Here is an 18,103-nt window from a genome sequence, read left to right on the forward strand (position 1 = left end):
GCAGACGCGGCGCTGCTGACCCCCTCTGCCGCTGCTGTGGCCGTCAGATCATGAACTCGCCGCTGCGCATCACAGGCTCACGCTGCCCGTCCTTCGTCACGCCGTCCACGTTCATCTCGCCACTGCCGATCATCCAGTCCACGTGCGTCAGACTGTCGTTCCCGCCCCGCGCCAGGAACTCTTCCAGGCTCATGTCCACCCCACCGCGCACGTTGAAACGGTAGGCACTGCCGATCGCAATGTGCGACGCGGCGTTCTCGTCGTACAGCGTATTGAAGAAGAACAGCCCTGAGCGGCTGATCGGACTGGAGTGCGGCACCAGCGCCACCTCACCCAGGCGGTGACTGCCTTCATCCGTGTCGATCATCTTCAGCAGCGCGCCCTCACCCTGCGCGGCGCTCGCCTTCGTGATCCGCCCCCCCTCGAACTCAATGCGGATGCCGTCGATCAGCGTGCCGTTGTACGACAGCGGCTTGGTGCTGACCACCGTGCCGCTCACCCGCTCACGGTGCGGCGCCGTCCACACCTCTTCTGTGGGGATGTTCGCCGTGAACGTGATCCCACCGGGCGTGTCGGCCGCGCCGCCACCCCACACGTGATCCTCCGCCAGGCCCACCGTCAGGTCCGTTCCTCCACCCTGGAAGTGCAGCGCCGCGTACTGCTTCGCGGTGAGGGTGTCGCGGCGGCGTTTCAGGTTCGCCAGGTGCGTTTCCCAGGCCACCACGGGATCAGGCTGATCAGCGCGCGTGGCTGCGAAGATCGCGTCCCACTGCTGCTCCACGGCCTGCTCCGCGCTGACGTCCGGGAACATCAGGGCGGCCCAGCCTGTTACGGGCGCGCTGATCAGATTCCAGTTCAGGCGGTTCGTCATCACCTGAGCCGTGTACGGGCGGCGGTACGCGGCCAGCGTCCGCTGGTGCGTCGCCACGCGCTCCGGGTCCACGCTGCCCAGCAGGTTCGGGTTCGTGGCACGAATAGCAATGACAGCGCCGCCTGCCTCGGCCGTCTCGATTTCCGCGTCCACGCGCCAGCGGCTGATCTGCTCAAAGCTGCCGTCCGGCGCCAGTTCGAAGCGCGCCAGCTGCACATCATCGTCATCCCAGCGGACGTCCACGAAACTCGCACCTGCCGCGTACGCTTCACGCACCACGGCTCTGGCCAGCTGCGCGGTCTCCACCGGGGCCTGCACCAGCACCCGCTGTCCCGGCGTGACGCCCAGGCCCACCCGCACCGCCAGGCGCGCGTAGTTGCGCAGCTTCTCTTCAAATGTCAGTGTCATCCCTGGCAGGATAGCCACCCCACGCACACAGGTTCAAAAGGCGTCCCGGGAGATCGGCCTGCCCTTGACGGAACCCGGAACGCCACCTATAGTTTTGGGGCTGGCCGTCGAGGCGTAGCGCAGCCTGGTAGCGCACTACCTTGGGGTGGTAGGGGTCGTGAGTTCAAATCTCGCCGCCTCGACCAGCAACAAACTCCCTCTCTGAGGGAGTTTTTTCTATTGTATAGAACCCTGGGCTAACGAGCAGATGGGCGGGCGGTGCTACAGCTGTGCTACAGCCACAACCCTGAGGCCGTTCCACCCTCGAGGATCCTATCGCCTGCCTATGAGATGCTCAGGTCCTCGCCGCGCTAAGGCCATCAAATGAGGCCTGCCTCAGGTTCACATCACTTTGCGGCAGTACAGTCTAAGAGCTGCTTTGCCCTGGGCTGGTGCTGGCACCCCCGTGAGCTCTTAAAGCAGCAGTTGATACTCCCAGGTGTAGCGCATCATTACCTGACCCTCTTTGACGACCTGCTGACCCAGGCAGCCATTACTCCCACGAGTCGTACTTGATGACCCCGGGCGACACGAAGCACTCGTCGCGGATGAAGCGGCCGACGCGGGTGATCTCCTCGGGGGCCGTGACGCCGTGCGCCTTGAGGTGCTTGACCACCTTGCCGGCCTGACTGCCCGCCGCCGAGAGCGCCTGCGGGTCCTCGCTGCCCACGATGAAGCGGGCCGCCGCGTCGAACGCCGCGTTGCGCTCCGGCGCCTTGGGTGCAGGGCCCTCGGGTTCCGGCGCTGGAGGCTCGGCCTTCACGCTGCGGACCTTGGGTTTCAGTTTGACCCGTCCACCCTCGCCCGCGCGGGGGACCGAGCGCAGCTCGGAATCTTTTTGTACTTCACTTGGTTCTACTTCACTTGGTATTACTTCAGCTAGGCACGTGGTGCCGGGCCCCCCGGCATGTGGTGCCGGTACCCCCGGCACGTGGTGCCGGTTAGCCCCCCCGGCATGTGGTGCCGCTGGCGCAGACTCGCGCGCCGGCTTGAGACGCTGAAGCTCCTCTGGGAGCGGTTCGTAGCGCGCCGGGCGACTGGGTGGACCCAGCACCAGGATGTTGTCGGTGGCGCGGGAGCCGTCCTCGCGGTAGCGGGGCTCGCGCTGGATCCACCCGCGGTCTTCGAGGGTCTGCAGGGCGTCCCGAACCTTGCGCGGGCTGATGCCGGTGAGCACGGCGATGGTCTGCTGCTTGACCCACGTCCGCAGCTCCTCGTTGGCGCGGCAGCACAGGTGGGCGTACACCCGGAATTCGTAGGGGTCGAGGTCGTTGCGGTCCACGTCCAGGTGGACGAACATGCCGGTCTGCCAGGACGAATGCCTGGGTCTGATCTCACTCATGGAAGTAACCTCCTTGGGGCGCCGGGCAGCACCCAGCGCCCGAACGGCGCCCAGCGGGCGGGGCGAAAAAACCCCAGCCGGGCGCAGGGGCTGGGGTTCAGGCGCGGGGGCGGCTCAGGCAGCGGCGTCCTGATCGTCCTCGCCGTAGTCGGCGGCCGTGAGCGGCGCGCCTTTGAGCGCGAAGTCGGTCAGGCGGTACTTGCTTTTCTGAAAGCGCTGCTTGTCGTCGCGCACGACGGGAATCTGGATCAGGCCCAGCTTCTTGGCTTTCTTGAGCAGGTGGCGCAGGGCGTGTTCACCCTGGGGGGTGTGCGTGAGGAGTTCCTCGAACGTCGCCTCTCTGAGGTCTTCGAGCAGGGCCACGAGGCCGCGCATGTCCCACTTCAGATGGTGACGCGAGGTCTGAAGCAGCGGTCTCGCGTTCATGGGGGTCACCGTGCGGCACGAAGCGGGCACCGGGAACGTGCCGCGCGCGGCTTGTGCCGCCACTTCACAAGCCGCTCGGCGGCAGGGTGAGCAGCTCGTCCTGGGAGGCCGGCGCGTATTCCAGCGTCCAGCCGGGCCGTTTGAGGATCCGCCCTTCTTCGCGCAGGGCGTCGACCTCGTGCGGCGCGGGCGGCGCGCAGGTCAGGCGCAGGCCGCGAACAATCTCCTCGGCGGCTTCGGGCCGCCGGAACCGGTAACTCTGGGGCGGCTGGCCCGCCCGGCGCACGGTCAGGCGCCAGGCGGGATGCAAAACGGGTCCGGGCGGCTGCACCCAGACCCGCCACGTTCCCCGCGGGGAATGCTGACTCGCTGGTTGTCTCAGGTGTGCACGTCGGGTTGCCGGAGAGCCGCCTTGAGATTGGGGGCCCAGGAGAGACTCAGCATCTGTGCGATCTCACCGACACCCTGCCGTGAAGGTGCGCCGTAGTCAGCCTCGGATTCGGTGTACTCCTCACGCAGGAGATCCAGCAGCCGGAAGGTGTAGGCATCGTCGCCCTTACCCAACGTCCGTTCTCGGTTCAGCTCCGCTTGAACCACTTCGAGCAGGTGGAGCTGGACGTTCTGCTGCCCAGTGGCGTTCACGAAATCCAGGATGAGGTCGGTATGGGTTGGCAGCGGTCGGGTAAACATTCGCATTGTGCCGCCGGCCTCGAGGGTGGTCCAGATGGCCTGTACGAGCTCGCCGGTATCAACGAGCAGATCACGGCACATGGCGGTCCAATTCATGCGGGCGGCAGGTTCGGCCTGTTGGGCCCAGCCGGGAAAGGTGCTGTCGAGAAGATGCGTGGCCAGATCATCCAGGATGCGGCAGGTCTGCCAGACCGTGACCGTATGAAGCAGGGTCTGCTCTTCAAGTGGAATGGGTCGAAACGTCTTGCGGTTATTGCTCATGTGATGCACCTCAGTTTGGATTCTGGGATGGCTCTGGATTCCTAGGCCCCTCCATCCAGGTGAGGATATTACCATTAGGCGGGATTACGTCAAGTGATAAGAAGGCTTGGTGGACGTGGCGACAGTTATTTGCAGAAGGTCGGAGCGCGGGCTCTCGGGGATGGGCAGGTGTTTTCCACCGATTGCAACTACCTGTCGGGCCTGAATGCCCGAGGGAGGAGGCGGGGCGCATCTGCAGATGTCTTTGCGCAGCAAGCAACAGCCGCCAGCTTCGTCTATCAACGTCTGACGTTGCCCGATCGGTGGACGAAGATCGCTCGCATATGCACCTGCTGACCCTGAAGGAAACCCAAGCCGCCCTGCGCCTCTCGCGCTCCACGGTGCTCCACTTCATCTACAGCGGGGCGCTGCCCGCCTCCAAGCTGGGCCGCTCCTGGCGGATCGCGGCTGAAGACCTCGCGGTCTTCGTGCGTCTGCGGAGACAGCGCTAAGGGACTTGACCCGCCACGGTCCACCTGGCGGGACAAGGACTCAGGGCTCCAGTCATGGACTCCACGCGAATCACTCCCGACTGTGTCGAGCAGTACCGCTCGGCCTACCCTGAAGCAGCCGCGTACCTCGATCAGCACGGCAATTACCTCCCCGACGCTCTGAAGGACACCACCAGAGGCCGGAACAGTGCTGCGCAGAGCCTACTTGAGTGGATGGAGCGGCTGAAGGCGGTGTCAGGTTGCGACACCCTCGTCATGGGTACGCTCGACCTCAGGGAACTGGACCATCTACCCCTTTACAGCAAGCGCACGATCGCGAGAGCGCAGAAGATCGTGGATGCTCACTTCCGGCGCCAGGACGTGAACGAGTACATCTGGAAGCTAGAGCGTGGTCGGGACGGCGGTACCCACGTCCACGCCGTTATCGCTGCCGATGCCAATCTCATGGATTTCGTGCACTACAAGGTGGTCGAGAATGATCTCGAGACCGCGCGTTACCTCTGTAAACCAGCCGACGCGCGGGCCTGCGGACGTCGACCGAAAGACCTGTCGACATGGACGCCGCAGCAGTTTGATGAGCAGCGGATGGCCGCCATCAATGACTTCGTCACCCGGCCCGTTGGCGGTGGGGAGCGAATGCGGTTCCGTCATCACCACGGCCTCGGGCGGCGGTCCTAATACCCTACGTGTTATAGCCCTCCCGTTACCCCAGAGCCTGGCTGTCTCGAAGAGGTGGTGGTAGACCGACCAAGCCGCAGTGCGGAGTTGGTCGGTCTACCACCACCTTCCTGCATACGACCTGGCTCTGGCTGTCCCCAGCATGGTCGGGCCAAGCGTAAGCGGTGGTCGGCAGTCGTGCCAGGAGATGGCATAAGGGGTCTCTGACACGCGTAAGGAGTTCGTGTGCCTGTACGTGCACGCCACACCAGACTCCGGCCTCCGACGCGAGCCGACCTCTTGCCGCCGGGCTGTCAGGACGTTCCTGGGAGGACAGTCGCGCGCGTTCCCCGCGGGGAACGTGGCGGGCCGATCAGGCGGGAAGCCACGACTCATCGTGGCGAACTGACAGGAAGCCGGCGACCTGCCGCACTGCTCGGGTCGCCGGGGTGCTGGGAACGTCACTTCACGGAAGGGGTGGCGAGCTGATCGCGCAGGCTGAACGTGGAGACCCGCTTCTCGTCGTCCGTGACGTGCCGGTAAATGTCGAGGGTGATCGACGGACTGGCGTGACCGGCGACGGCAGCAACAACTTCCACCTTCTCGCCCGCCCGGAGGCGCTGGGTGATGTGCGTATGGCGGGCGGTGTGCGAGCTGAAGTGGGGCAACTCAGCCGCATCACAGATGGCGTAGATGGCCCTGTTGACGTTCCTGGGGTGCACGGCAGTGCCAATCGCCGTAGTGAAGACCAGGCCAGTCTCGACCCAGGCGTCACCTGCCAGCTCCCTATCGGCCTGCTGGTGGGCTGCCTGTGCGTGCAGGATCTCCAGGAGATCCGGGCTGGCATACAGGCGGCGCCGGGAGCCAGCGGTCTTCAGCGCTCCGATGACCGCCCGGTTGGCCTCAATCTTCACCTGCTGCTCAATGCGGATCTCGCCGGATGCGAGGTCGATGTCCTGCCAGCGGAGGCCGAGACCCTCGCCACGGCGCAGGCCCAGCGAGAAGAGGGTGTAGAAGAAGGGATACAGGGCGTCCCCGTGCGCTGCTCGCAGGAAGACACGCAGTTCGCTGGTGGTCAGCGCCTTGCGTGTCTGTCGGCTGCGCTCCGCGACGGTCATGGTGATGCGAACGCCCTGGGCGGGGTTGATCACCAGCACCTCCTCTTCGATGGCTTCGTCCAGTGCGGCGCGCAGATGGGCCATGACCTTGCGGGCGGTGCTGACGGACAGCGACTTCGCCATCAGGTCAGCCGCCAGCTGCCGGATGTGCGTGCGCCGGAGATCCTGCAGGCGCACCCGCCTCAGGCGCGACGGCACATGCTTCAGGCGGAAGGTGTACTGCTCATGCGTCCCAGGAGCGACCTGTGGCTTGCGGCGGGCCAGCCACAGGTCCAGCCACTCGCCCAGCGTCGTGGCGTCCGGCAGGCTGAGGAGCCCTTTCCGCTGGGCAGCCAGGACCTCCGTCAGGGCCCGGCTGGCTTCTCGCTTGGTGGGGGCCGTCCCACTGCGCCGGATCTGCTTGCCCTTATCGTCCCGGCCCAGGGTCGCCTGCCACCGGTAGCGGCCGTCGGGCAACTGGTAGATGCCGCCATCGCCGTTGCCACGGGTGCGGCGGCGGGCGGTGTGTGCCGGCTCTCCGAAGGCCGACACTCCTGTCATGGTGGGCTTTCTGCGGGTCATCCGTGTATCTGCACCTGAGTGTCGATCCAGTTCAGGAGCGCACGCCTAGGAAAGAGCATTTTCTTACCCAGGCGGATGACGGGCAGGACGCCGCTGTGCGCCAGTTCGTACACGTGGTTACGGCCGATGTTCAGCATTTGAGCCGTCTGGTTGGCGCTCAGTAGCTCAGGTACAATGGGGGGGGTGGTTTGCATGGAACTCCTCCTGGTGTCCTCAGTCACGTGCAGTTCTGTGCCGCATCGGGAGGTAGTAGGACAACGCGGGAATGATCGGAGGAAGGTCGGGCATCAGCAATTGACCCTGGCGGCCGTTCGTCGAACTGCTCGGTGAGCCGTGCTGCTTAGGATGGTGGACCGTCGTTCCCCGCGGGGAACGCTGAGGCAACCCGTTATGTTCATGGAGGCCAGTAGAATCGCTGACTGCTCAGCGAAGAGGTGCCAGTAGGGGGCCGAGTGCTGGGCCGTTGCAAGGCCCCTGCGTAACTACCGAGGGTGGACCTGTTCCTGTTCTGGCTACTACTGCAAAGCCATGACTGGACGTCAGGAAGCTGGAGATTGATGGCTCATTTGCGGCGATGCCTGCACAGTAGACATGGTGTAGTGGTCATAGCTAGCGTGCAGCCGCACTAGTCCACTGTTCAGCTCACTCTGACGAATCATCCGGCTCAGCATCATGTGCATACCATGGTGGCCCATCCGACAGAAAGCACTGGATAGCGGACTAGGGACCTTTGTGAGGTTCTCTAAGAGACACGATATCCGGGACCCCTATGCGGTGGTATGTTCCACGTGATCCACCTCGAAATTGGATTCAGAGAGGGCTCTGGTTTCCTAGGCCCCAGCCCTCTCTGCCAATTATATTATCACTAAGCGAAATTCCGGTAAGTAGCAATTCGGGTAGTGAAAGGGATATTTCCGATTGATGAATGCAGCACAATGCTGTTTATGTCGATGGTGCGCTGGCGGCTGGCTGACTTTCTCGAAGAAAAAAACCTCACCGCTTATGCGCTGGGAAAGGCTACTGGGATCACCCGGATGAACACCATCTACCGCATTGCCCGGCGCGGCGCCGAGCCCACACGGGTCGACCTGCCCACCCTGGCCCTGGTGCTTGACGGCCTGCAGAAGCTGACGGGAGCACCCGTCAGCCTCACTGACGTCCTGGAATACGTTCCAGATACTCTGTCCCCTGCTGAGCCAGCGGGTGACCTGGAATGGTGATCATCGTGAGGTTACTGTTGGGGGGGGAAACGCGAACGCTGAAGTGTTGACCCAGCGAGGGCAGGCAAGGGACGGGCTCACAGTTGTTCGTCAGCCCTCGTTTAAAAGAAATCCCTTATCTGGATGCCAGTCAGTTGACGGAGATGCTTTTACGGTTTAGCCGCACCCTGATAATCAGGGTTGAACGGTCCCTCAAAGTTTGGCTGTTTGAATCTGCTGCGTCACCATTTGGACATGATGGAGCTTTGGGGGACTTTCTGAGTACCGGACAACTTGACTTCAAGCTGCGCTTGGCGTGTGAAACGGCGTGCTCAGCTGTCTGATCAGCTCGGGTAACTCGGGCAGCGCCCAACGCAAGGCATTGCAGAGCCGCTCCGCGCCATATCGCACGAGGCTCATGGCCGAGCGGCCATGAGCCTTCACTTTGACTGGGACCTGCGCCTGGAGCCACACGCCCACCCGCAGGCAGCTGACCCAGGCCAGGATGACCAGCCCGAACAGGCGTTCCAGTCGGTCGGGGCGAGTGATGCCGGTGCGCTCCAGGTCGAACCCCCGGACCTTGAGGCTGGCGAATGTGCACTCCACCGACCAGCGCGCCCGGTACAGAACGCACGTGTCCCAGACGTTGAAATCCGTGGCAATCGCCACCAGGTCCCCCGCGGGGGACCTGGTGGCCACGACCTGCATGACCTCGCCGTAGACGTTGGCTCTCTCCGCCAGGCACCGGACTTGCCCGATCTTCAGGTCACCGAACCACTCATCCACGCGCAATTCGTCGACGACAGCGTTCTTCCGGATGCGGATGGCCCGCTTGATTCCCTTGCGTTTCAGGAAATGGAACCACTCCCCGCCGATGAACTCCCGGTTGGCGACCAGGCCCTTCCAGCGGGACGCTGGAAGGGCCTTCAGGAGTCTCGAGACAAGCTGAATGCGCTTCACCGTGCTGCTGTTCCCGTCGTGATCCAGAGCGGTCCACACGAGAGGAATCGTGTACCCGTGCAGCACGACGCCGAGGACCAGGAGGTTCAGGGGCGTGTCTCCTCGTTCCCACGTTGTGCGGTCCAGGCTGAGCAGCAGCTTCCCTGGGGGCAGCAGGGCCAGCAGGAAGGCGAGGAAGACGGGCTCGGTCAGTTGCGGGTCCCGGCATCCTCGTTCCACCCGGCGTTTCTTCGCTTCGGTGGAGCTGCCCCCCGGGAGGTGAGCGCAAAGGTCACTCTGGTCTGGCAGTGACCATGGCCAGGACGATGTCTACGACACGCTGCAGCGTGTCGTTACGGAGGTAGGGAACGCAGGCTTTGAAGTGTTGGGTAAGTTCGGTACGCTGGAGATCGGCGGGTTTTGGTGTCGTCACACACCCCAGAACACCGCCGTTTGTCGTGCCTGTCCGCACCCAGTCACACGTTCAGGGATTTCCTGTCCAGTACAGCCTCAACCTGAAGTTGTCCGGTACTGAAGAATTGGACAGTGGACTAGTAAGCGAACGCCCCTCCGATGACCAGAGGGGCGACTGCGTTCAGAATAGATCAGGGAACGACGGTGGTGGATTCAGACTTGAAGTTCGTCTGGGCCTGACCGCTGCTCTCGGCCGTGTTGTTCCAGCGCATGGTTTCGAAGTACTGGCGGGCGGTGGCGCCGGCGGGCGCGGTGACCTGCGTGCGCACCCAGATCACCGCACCGGGGGCGACCCGGAAGGTGGAGGTGAACGTCAGGGTTTGCTGACCGGTGCCGCTGGCGGCGCTGGCAGTGTACTGGTTGCCAGCGGTCAGCAGGGTGCTGGTGCTGTTGGTGTAGTCGCTGGTGATCGCACCGGTCTGCGGGTCGCGGGTCGGCGTGGGATCGTAGTACACCTGGGTGTTGGCGTAGTTGAAGATCCCGGGGGTCTGCTGGATGGGGTCAGTGGTGCCGAAGTTGTAGATCAGGACGTTGTTGGTAGCGCCTTCGTTGCTGGACGGCTCGACGCTGGCCGCGCTGGCCAGGATGGTCCCCGTGGTGTCACCTGCACGAATCGGGTCGACCGTATCGGTCAGCTGGGTCTGCTCGGAGATGAACGAGGTCACGGTCACGCAGGCGCGCGCCTGAGCGGTGCCGCCGTTGGTGCTGGCGTAGCTGCCGATGTCGCAGTAGTCGCCGCGAGGCGTGCCGGCTGCCACGGTACTCGTCAGAGTGAGCGTCAGGCTCTGACCAGGGTTCAAGGTCAGGGTGGCCGGAACGGTGCTGACCGTGCGGGTCGCGGCGTCGTAGGTGACCCCACCCGTCTGCGAGGTGCCGGACAGCACGTAGCTGCCGCTGCCGTAGTTCATGTACACGTTGTTCAGGTTGCCGAGGAGGTCTCTGACGGCCACGTCCGTCGCGGCGGCCGAGCCGTTGTTGGTGACGGTGATAACGCTCTGGTAGCTGCTGCCGGGCGTGAGCTGGTTAATGGGAGGCTGACCGGCGATCTGGTTGTTGACCTTGGTGATGGCCAGGTTCGGGGACGCCACCTTGAAGCAGGGAATGTCGGAGTTGCCGGTCAGGGCCGCGCCGTTGTTGCTCGTGGCGGTGAAGGTCCCCTGGTCGCAGTACGTGCCGTTGAAGCTGCCGGCGGCGGCGAACGTGAAGGTCTGCGAAGCGCCAGCGGCGAGGTTGAAGGCGGCGGTGGTGAAGCCGTCATCACCGTTCTTCGTGACGGCCACGGTCTGCGGGGCCGCCGTGACGTTGCCGTTCAGGGCGTAGTTGGCCGCCACGGTGTTCTGCGCGAGGGAGTCGGTCACGACCACGTTGGTGGCGTCGGCGTTGCCGTTGTTGCTGACGGTGATGCGGGCGTACACCGGGGCGTTCGGCGCGACAGTCACGCCGCTGGCGATGGGCGTGAACGTGCCGGCGTTGTCGACCGTACCGAGTGTCTTGACGATGTTCAGGGTGGGCGCGGTGACGGTGAGGCAGGCCTCGTCGCTGAGGGTGGGGGTGACGTTCCCGAACGCGCCGTTGGTGTAGGAGACGATGGTCGCCACGTCGCAGTACACGCCGACGGCACTGGCCTGCGCGGGGAACGTGAACGTGCGGCTGGCGCCCGGGGCGAGATCGAAGGTGGCGTCGAAGCCGTCGGTGGCGTTCGCAGTGGTGCCAGTGGGCGCGGTGATGCTGTAGGCGGCCGCATTCCCGGAGCGCAGGACATCGTTCAGGCGGATGTTCGTGGCGGGGCCCGCGCCGGTGTTGGACACGGTGATGGTGAAGTCACGCGCCTGGTTGAGACCGGCGCGGTTGTCGTCGGGGGTCTTGGTGATGGTCAGGCGGGCGCTGGGCGCGAAGGTTTTGTTCAGGAACTGCTTGGTGATTTCCGTGCCGTTCACGTACGCCACGGCGCGGACCCGGGCGGTGGCCTGGGTGGTGACGGCGGGATCGTGGTTCAGGGCCGTCCAGGTGAAGCCGTTGGTGTCCGGGGTGTTGACGCCGGTCACGTTGTACAGGGGGTACTGCGTGCTGCTGGGGAAGCGGACGTTCGTGCCGGTGGCGCTGTTGGTGTAGGTGTTGGCACTCAGGGCATTGTCGTTGATATCCTGGCCGGTGATGGGCGCGCCGGAAGGCTGGCCGCCGTCGTCCGCCGCGGAGAAGCGGACGTTGCCGGTCTGCTCGAGGATGTCCCAGCGGACGTTCGCGCCGATGATGGGGTACACCTTGCCGTCAGCGGCCTTATAGCCCACGAAGCCGCCCGCGACATTTTGGCTGTTCAGGGGCGCGACTTCATCCTGCTCACCGGCGGTGGGGGCAGTCACGCCGAGGTTGGCGGGATCGACACCGGCCGTCTCGTTTTCCAGCCAGGCATAGAACACGAATTTGGTGCCAGCGTTGTTCAGGTCATCCTTGGTGATGGCGACCATCTTGCCGTTGGCGTCCATGTAGTAAGCGCCGGACACGGTGTTGGCGACGAGGGTGGGGTAGGCGAGGTTGCTGCTACCGCCAGCCGTGATCGTGAAGCTCTGGGTGCTGGGCTGGAAGCCGTCCTTGCTGTAGGTGGCGGTGTAGTTCCCGGGTGCCAGTTTGGTGTAGCTGGTGGCGGGGATGACGTTACCGCTCGCGTCACGGATGGTCAGGGTGTAGCCGTTGGGGTTGGGCGGAACGTTGACGCTGCCGGTCGTCACGACGGGAGTGGTGGGCGTGGGGGCTGTGCCCCCTCCACAGGAGGCGAGGAGCAGAACACTGGTGAGGGCCGCGATACCGAGTTTCATCTGATTCTTCATGAATGCCTCCATAGTGAGAATCAACCACCCGATCTTATCGGTGAGATCAGTATGTTGCAGATAATTTGCGGCGAAGAATGCGGTTGACTCCCTCATTTATCCATTCAAACCGACACTCTCTATGAGTCCGGAGCACATGAGGGGTTCAATAGAGATTTAGCAATAATTCACTTCTAACGGTCAGATGGCCATATTCGCCAACTCAAATGAAATGAGATTAATCGTTTTCAACCAAATTCATGGTACGTGCGTGGTGTGCTCCCTGCCGGGTTCGAGTGCACGAACATGGGTGTGCTGCGCCAGCAGGTTCGTGTACAGTCGCAGCCCAAGAAGTCGAAGCCGAAGCAGGAGAAGCAGAACGTAGTGCCGCAGAGAGTGGTGCCCGTGCCGACTATCTCGAAGACATCGGCGAAGAAGGCGGCCGTGAAGACTCAGGCTGTGGTGCACACCGTCAAGAAGGCTGGGCGTAAGACTGCCAACCGCTTGAAGCACGGCGTGCGTCCCGCCGAGTACCAGTGGCGTGGCGCTGGAGAAGTGACGGCGGCGCCAGATCCTGGGCTGGCAGAGCCCGCGAGAGCATGCGAGCTTACGCCGCCTCCATGGCCGAGCTCCGTCAGACGAGCGCCTGGAACCGCGCCGACATCGGCTACTGGGACTGAAGATCTTCAGGCGCTGCGAGCATAGATGATGCTGGGCAGGTCGTCCAGCAGTTGCCGCAGCTTCGGCAGGCCACCGAAGGCCCGCCCGATCTCCTGAATGTTCATGTGGCGCGTGGCTGGAAGGACCTTGAATACGTCCGCGCCACCCAGTTCATGGATGCCGTGCTGGGCGTACTGATCCGGCAGCTGATCGAGGATCGTTCGGGCCAGCGGGCCATAGGTGACGTGCGCGTCCTGCTGGCGCCGCGCCGCCTCGACGCGCTGCTTGCGGGTGAGTAGCGGGGCGCCGAAGGCAAGGTGGCAGAGCAGATCGAAGGGGTCGCTGTCCTCCAGGCCCATGACCTGCTCCAGGTGCTCCAGCGCCACCCCGCGTTCTTCGAGGGCTTGCACGATGGCCTGCCGTTGGCGGGCGTCCACCCAGTGGTGGCGGAAGTCGTCCGCGCTGACGTACATGCTGCGGACCTGCTCGGCGGCGTAGGAGGTGAACTCCACGGTGCGGAGTTGCCTGCCGTGCTCGTCGAGTTCCTGAACGGTCTCGTGGAGCACCTGCACCTGCACGCCGCTGCGGACCACGAATTTGCGGGGTTCCTGCCAGTCGTCGTCATCGCTCGTGCGGTCGCGCGGCGGGTGGGTGTCCTCGCCCTGGTCGCCTTCCTGGATGGTCTCCTGTTCGGGGGTGCCGTCGGCGCCCAGGGTGATCTCGGTGGTGCTGATGGGTGGGCCGTCGAACTCCGGGTCGGCGAACTTCTGCGTGGCGGTGCCGGTGTAGTTGAGGATGGTGAAGAACAGTTTGCCGTAGTCCTCGCGGACGCGGGTGCCCCGGCCGATGATCTGCTTGAACTCGGCCATGGTGCCGACCACGCGGAACAGCACCACGTTCTTGACCATGGGGGCGTTCACACCCGTCGAGAGCAGCTTGGAACTGGTCAGGATGACCGGGCTATCCTTTTCGACGTCCTAGAAGTTCGCGAGGTGGCCCTTCCCGATGTCGCCCTCGTCGGCAACCACACGGACGACGTAGTCGGGATGCTCCCGCATCTGCTCGGGCAGCAGCCGGGCCAGGGCGCTCCGCATGTCCAGCGCGTGCGCCTGGCCGTGACAGAAGACGATGGTCTTGGCCATGACGTCGGTGGCCTTCATGTAGGACACGAGATGACGGGCGACGGTCTCGGTGCGGTCCAGCAGAGAGACCGTCGCCTCGAAGTCGCGAGTGCCGTACTCGCCGTCGGGAATCTCCCGACCGTGTGCGTCCCGCTGGCCGGGCTCGGGCCGCCACCCGACTGCGTCCACGTCTGTGACGATGCGGCGCACCTGATTCGGGGCGAGGAAGCCGTCCTGAATCCCCTGCGCGAGGCTGTACTCGTAGATGGGCTGCCCGTAGTAGGCATACGTATCGCGGGTGTCCTCCCGCAGGGGCGTGGCCGTCATACCCAGCTGGGTGGCGGCGCTGAAGTACTCGAGGATGTCCCGCCAGGAGCTCTCCTCGTTGGCAGAACCCCGGTGCGCCTCGTCCACGATGATCAGGTCGAAGAAGTCGGAGTGGTACTGCCGGTAGAGGCCAGGGCGCTGCTCGTCCTCGGCGAGAGACTGATATGTCGCGAAGTAGATGTCGCGGCTGGTGTTGACGGCGCCGCCCTCAATCTTGTGGCGGGCGTCACCGAACGGCGCGAAGGCCTTGTCCTTGGGATCGTCGACGAGGATGTTGCGGTCCGCCAGAAACAGGATGCGGGGGCGCCGATCGTCCGTGCCCAGATTCCAGCGGGCCTGCCACAACTTCCAGGCGACCTGGAAAGCGATCTCGGTCTTGCCGGTCCCGGTGGTGAGCGTCAGCAGCAGCCGGCGGTCCCCGCGCAGGATGGCCTCCGCTGCCCGCTGGATGGCGATTGTCTGGTAGTAGCGGGGGATGCGGTCCCCGAGGTGGTAGGGGATGACCAGTAGGTCTTCGATCTCAGGCGGCAGACCACGGTGCGCGCGGTAGCGGTTGGTGAGCTCAGTCGGAGTGGGAAACTCTGTCAGATCCCGCTCCTGCCCGGTCAACCGGTCGTGCTCAACGATGCCAGTCCCGTTGGTGCTGTACGCAAAGGGCAGGTCCAGCAGGACGGCGTAGTCGATGGCCTGCTGCAGCCCCTGCGCAGGGGAGAGGTACTCCGCCTTGGCTTCCACCACAGCAATCGCGTAGTCGCGCTTCGTGTGCAGCAGGTAGTCCACGCGCTTCTGCCGGCCGCGCTTGGCGTTGCGGCCCTGCACGAGGACGCGGCCATCGGTGAAGCTACGCTGCTCCTTGATCTGCTCATCCGTCCAGCCGGCCTCGTACAGCTTGGGCAAGACGTAGGTGCGGCAGGTGTCAGCTGCCGTGGGCATGTACTGCGACTGTACATGAAGCCTTCCGTGCCCGGTGGTCGATTTGCTCGTCCTGGAAGGCTTCGGGGGGTAGCCTTTGCTGGCGATCCTGTGCTACGCGTGTGCTACAGCAGAACAACGAAGCGAGTTGAAAAATGCTCAATCAGGATGGTATCGGGGGAAGCGATGTGTGAGGGAGGTCGATTTCAAAGAGGAAGTAACATTGCGGGACCAGCAGAGCGACCTTGGGGTGGTAGGGGTCGTGAGTTCAAATCTCGCCGCCTCGACCAGCAACAGAAGCTCCTCTCAGAGGAGCTTTTTTCGTTTTCTCCTGCGCTGAGAACCGGTTCTGGTGCCAGCCTGTACCGCTGAGAGGATCGGCTCTGGCCGTCCTGATTCGCGGTCGCCGGGTGCTGTCGAGAGGGTGGTGTGCTGGAGAGCCGCAGGCCTCCGGGCGGCGACTCGTAGAAGCTTTGATTCGTGGGGGGCTCGCGGGAGGGCCAGCAGGGCGCTCAGATGGTCCAGTTACAGGGGATTGACCTGAAAGGGTGGGCGGGAATTCAGCCTGGGCCGGAGGGGGGAAGGCGTTCAAAACCAGCCTTCGTAGCCCAGGTGAGGCGCCTGTGCTGCCGCGACCATCTGCGTAATTCACTTTCGGCCAGAAGGGCAAAATGCCATTTCTGACAGCATATTGGTGAAAAGGGCAAAGAAATCCCACTCCCATGTTGAGGCCCTGATTCGACACGCCCTGGAGGAACAGGCGGCGCGCGGTTATCAGGGTGAGCTGCCCGAAGGCAAGGTCACCCTGCGCTTTCAGGCCATTGACGTGTACTGGCTGTCGCAACCCGCGGCCCTGCTGGACGTCAGCCGCACCCGCGCGGCGTCGCAGCTGCTGTCCGCAGGACGAGCGCCGCATTGAGGAACTCCGCGCGGCCGGTCGCCCCGCTGTGTACGGCGACGCGGCCCGCACTGAGGTGCTCCTGCACGCCGGTCTGCGCGGTGCCAGCGTCGTGGTCATTGTCACGCCGGACAGCCTGCAGTCGCAGCTGATCCTGGAGCAGGTGCGGGAACTGAACCCTGCCGTGCATGTCACCGCCCGCAGCCACGACGAGCACACGCAGCAGGCCCTGCGCCGGCTGGGGGCCAGTGACGTTCTGTACGGCGAGTACGAGCTGGGGCTGGCAATGGGTAACACGTGTTCGCAGCCCTGCAAGGGCCGGGAAGCCGGCAGCAGCCCTGACAGCGGGTTGTGCCAGAGCCGCCGGACCAGGTGGCCGATCACCGGCCTGAGAAGCAGGTGGTGGCCTGTGCCTTTCCGGGGGCCTTCAAAGCGAAGGCAGCACAGTGCGCTTCCTCTTCTCCTGGCCCCTGACGTCCCGGTGGGATCTGGGCAGGCGGACATGTGGGTTCACCGTGCCGCCCTCAACTTGCTCCAGCCGGATCAAAGCAATCTGATGGGCCGCTTGCATTGCCTCTGTTCGCTGGAACCATGCCGCGATCGGCACTGGGTGGGCCTCTGGGTCTGGAAGTTGCAGCACTGACGAGGCTTGTTGCGCTGCCGTTCACCCTGTGGGCCAGTTCTGCAGCGCGGCGGTCAGGGCGAAGGCTGGCGCGTCGGGCTGTGTTCCTGCCCTGCGGCTGCGGCCTCGTGACGTTCCACAACCGTGCCGGCCTGATCGATGGGAAGGTCCAGCACGCGTCCGGTCAGGCCATTGCGGGCCATCACACTGTGCAGGTAGCTGTGCAGCCGGGCGGTGTCCTGGCGGGTGTCGTGAAAGCACAGGACGGTGGGGCCTGCGCCGCTCAGCGCGGCGCCCAATGCGCCGTGCAGATGCGCTTCCTCCAGGATGTCACTCAGGCCTGGCACGAGTGGCGCCCGCCAGATCTGGTGAATGTAGTCCTGCATCGCGTGCCGAAGAAGGTCCAGCCGGCCCTGGGCGAGTGCCGCTGCCAGCAGCGCGGCATGGGACAGGGCGTGTACGGCGTCCGCACGGCTGTATTCCTTGGGCAGCACCGCACGCGCCTTGCTTGTGCTCAGCTCAAAATCCGGGACTAGGACGGTCACGCCCAGGTGGTCGGGCGGGTCCAGGCGCACGTAGTGCGTGCCGAGCTTGTCCAGCGTGGCCACCACGATTCCACCGAACAGGGCGGGCGCAACGTTGTCCGGGTGGCCTTCCTCGCGCGCGGCGACGTCCAGCACCGTTTCGTCGTCCAGCGGGCGGCCCAGCAGTTCATTGCCAGCCACGATGCCGGCGACCAGGGCTGCGGCGCTGCTGCCCAGACCGCGGGCCAGGGGTACGTCCGTCTCGATCTCCACACGCGCCGGGGGCAGGGGCCGCGCTGCGCGCTGTGCGGCCAGCTGCATGGCACGGTACACGTAGTTGGTCTCGTCGGCCGGGGTGCAGTCCAGTTCTGGGCCGAGTGGGACCACTTCCGTTCGGTGGTGCGGCGTGACGCGCAGCGTGGTGTACAGCGGCACGCTGAGGCCGAGGCTGTCGAAGCCCGGCCCCAGGTTCGCGCTGCTCGCCGGAGCGCGCACCGTGAAGCCTGAAGGGGTCACGGGCTCCCCAGGTCGGCGGGCCAGGAGCAGAAAGGCGGGGTGGGGGAAGAGGGGTGCGGGAATCCGGGCATGAACTGGGGCCTCCGTATGCCCGTCATGCTACTCATCTGTGCCCCTGCAGGGGGCGGCGGGGTAAGACAAATGAAGGGGCAGGCTTCCCAGCTGTCTTATGGGTCAGGTCAGAGATGAGTGCCAGACAGGGTACTTGACGCTCTCATCCTTAACGCGAGTTTGGGGGACATC

The 18,103-nt window shown here is 64.5% G+C and carries 15 protein-coding genes, 1 tRNA gene and 1 pseudogene; 6 read left to right on the plus strand and 11 right to left on the minus strand.

Annotation, left to right across the window (positions count from 1 at the left end; all coding sequences use genetic code 11):
* Positions 1–43 precede the first annotated feature (43 nt).
* Positions 44–1,279 carry an aminopeptidase gene (locus LAJ19_RS13375; RefSeq protein ID WP_225476241.1) on the minus strand — a complete coding sequence of 412 codons (1,236 nt, stop codon included), beginning with the start codon at positions 1,277–1,279 and terminating at the stop codon, positions 44–46.
* Between the two features lie 108 nt (positions 1,280–1,387).
* On the opposite strand from LAJ19_RS13375, the gene LAJ19_RS13380 reads away from it, so the two are divergent.
* A tRNA-Pro gene (locus LAJ19_RS13380) sits at positions 1,388–1,464 on the plus strand.
* A gap of 347 nt (positions 1,465–1,811) precedes the next feature.
* Here the strand turns inward: LAJ19_RS13380 and LAJ19_RS13385 are convergent.
* The 4 genes from LAJ19_RS13385 to LAJ19_RS13400 all read right to left on the minus strand — a co-directional run bounded on the left by LAJ19_RS13385 (position 1,812) and on the right by LAJ19_RS13400 (position 4,037).
* The gene (locus LAJ19_RS13385) at positions 1,812–2,660 is read right to left on the minus strand and encodes a helix-turn-helix domain-containing protein (protein WP_225476242.1); all 849 of its coding nucleotides are present in this window, start codon (positions 2,658–2,660) and stop codon (positions 1,812–1,814) included.
* 114 nt (positions 2,661–2,774) lie between these two features.
* Positions 2,775–3,086 carry a hypothetical protein gene (locus LAJ19_RS13390; RefSeq protein WP_225476243.1) on the minus strand — a complete coding sequence of 104 codons (312 nt, stop codon included), beginning with the start codon at positions 3,084–3,086 and terminating at the stop codon, positions 2,775–2,777.
* Between the two features lie 64 nt (positions 3,087–3,150).
* Positions 3,151–3,396, minus strand: a complete 246-nt coding sequence (locus LAJ19_RS13395) for a hypothetical protein (protein ID WP_225476244.1) — start codon at positions 3,394–3,396, stop codon at positions 3,151–3,153.
* A 68-nt stretch (positions 3,397–3,464) separates the two neighbouring features.
* Positions 3,465–4,037 (minus strand): hypothetical protein, encoded by a 573-nt coding sequence (locus tag LAJ19_RS13400; protein WP_225476245.1) that lies wholly within the window; start codon positions 4,035–4,037, stop codon positions 3,465–3,467.
* Between the two features lie 323 nt (positions 4,038–4,360).
* Here LAJ19_RS13400 and LAJ19_RS13405 point away from each other — a divergent pair, with 323 nt between their 5' ends.
* Both LAJ19_RS13405 and LAJ19_RS13410 read left to right on the plus strand, forming a co-directional pair.
* Entirely contained in the window at positions 4,361–4,528 is a 168-nt protein-coding gene (locus LAJ19_RS13405) for a helix-turn-helix domain-containing protein (RefSeq protein ID WP_225476246.1), read from the plus strand.
* Positions 4,529–4,582: 54 nt separating this feature from the next.
* The gene (locus LAJ19_RS13410; RefSeq protein ID WP_225476247.1) at positions 4,583–5,206 is read left to right on the plus strand and encodes a hypothetical protein; all 624 of its coding nucleotides are present in this window, start codon (positions 4,583–4,585) and stop codon (positions 5,204–5,206) included.
* A gap of 440 nt (positions 5,207–5,646) precedes the next feature.
* Here the strand turns inward: LAJ19_RS13410 and LAJ19_RS13415 are convergent, their stop codons facing one another.
* Together LAJ19_RS13415 and LAJ19_RS13420 are read right to left on the minus strand one after the other, a co-directional pair.
* Positions 5,647–6,864: a tyrosine-type recombinase/integrase gene (locus LAJ19_RS13415; RefSeq protein ID WP_225476248.1), complete on the minus strand. Its 1,218-nt coding sequence runs from the start codon at positions 6,862–6,864 to the stop codon at positions 5,647–5,649.
* Positions 6,861–7,058 (minus strand): helix-turn-helix domain-containing protein, encoded by a 198-nt coding sequence (locus tag LAJ19_RS13420; RefSeq protein ID WP_225476249.1) that lies wholly within the window; start codon positions 7,056–7,058, stop codon positions 6,861–6,863. The genes LAJ19_RS13415 and LAJ19_RS13420 overlap by 4 nt, the downstream gene beginning before the upstream one ends.
* 705 nt (positions 7,059–7,763) lie before the next feature.
* On the opposite strand from LAJ19_RS13420, the gene LAJ19_RS13425 reads away from it, so the two are divergent.
* Positions 7,764–8,084 (plus strand): helix-turn-helix domain-containing protein, encoded by a 321-nt coding sequence (locus tag LAJ19_RS13425; RefSeq protein WP_225476250.1) that lies wholly within the window; start codon positions 7,764–7,766, stop codon positions 8,082–8,084.
* A gap of 279 nt (positions 8,085–8,363) precedes the next feature.
* Here LAJ19_RS13425 and LAJ19_RS13430 read toward each other — a convergent pair whose 3' ends face one another.
* The 3 genes and pseudogenes from LAJ19_RS13430 to hsdR form a co-directional block, all read right to left on the minus strand.
* Entirely contained in the window at positions 8,364–9,311 is a 948-nt protein-coding gene (locus LAJ19_RS13430) for an IS4 family transposase (protein WP_225523273.1), read from the minus strand.
* Positions 9,312–9,607: 296 nt separating this feature from the next.
* Positions 9,608–12,301, minus strand: coding sequence for a DUF11 domain-containing protein (locus LAJ19_RS13435; protein WP_225476251.1), 2,694 nt, complete (start codon positions 12,299–12,301; stop codon positions 9,608–9,610).
* Positions 12,302–12,966: 665 nt separating this feature from the next.
* Positions 12,967–15,321 (minus strand): annotated as a pseudogene (hsdR, locus tag LAJ19_RS22100) (EcoAI/FtnUII family type I restriction enzme subunit R).
* A 673-nt stretch (positions 15,322–15,994) separates the two neighbouring features.
* Here hsdR and LAJ19_RS13450 point away from each other — a divergent pair.
* Together LAJ19_RS13450 and LAJ19_RS13455 are read left to right on the plus strand one after the other, a co-directional pair.
* Positions 15,995–16,219: a hypothetical protein gene (locus LAJ19_RS13450; RefSeq protein WP_225476254.1), complete on the plus strand. Its 225-nt coding sequence runs from the start codon at positions 15,995–15,997 to the stop codon at positions 16,217–16,219.
* 28 nt (positions 16,220–16,247) lie between these two features.
* On the plus strand, positions 16,248–16,841 hold the full coding sequence (locus LAJ19_RS13455; protein ID WP_255639836.1) for an NAD-binding protein: 594 nt from the start codon (positions 16,248–16,250) through the stop codon (positions 16,839–16,841).
* 53 nt (positions 16,842–16,894) lie between these two features.
* Here the strand turns inward: LAJ19_RS13455 and thrB are convergent, their stop codons facing one another.
* Positions 16,895–17,860 carry a homoserine kinase gene (gene thrB / locus LAJ19_RS13460; protein WP_225476256.1) on the minus strand — a complete coding sequence of 322 codons (966 nt, stop codon included), beginning with the start codon at positions 17,858–17,860 and terminating at the stop codon, positions 16,895–16,897.
* Between the last annotated feature and the right edge of the window lie 243 nt (positions 17,861–18,103).

This window comes from Deinococcus taeanensis, assembly GCF_020229735.1.
In the GTDB taxonomy this organism is placed as follows: Bacteria; Deinococcota; Deinococci; order Deinococcales; family Deinococcaceae; genus Deinococcus; species Deinococcus taeanensis.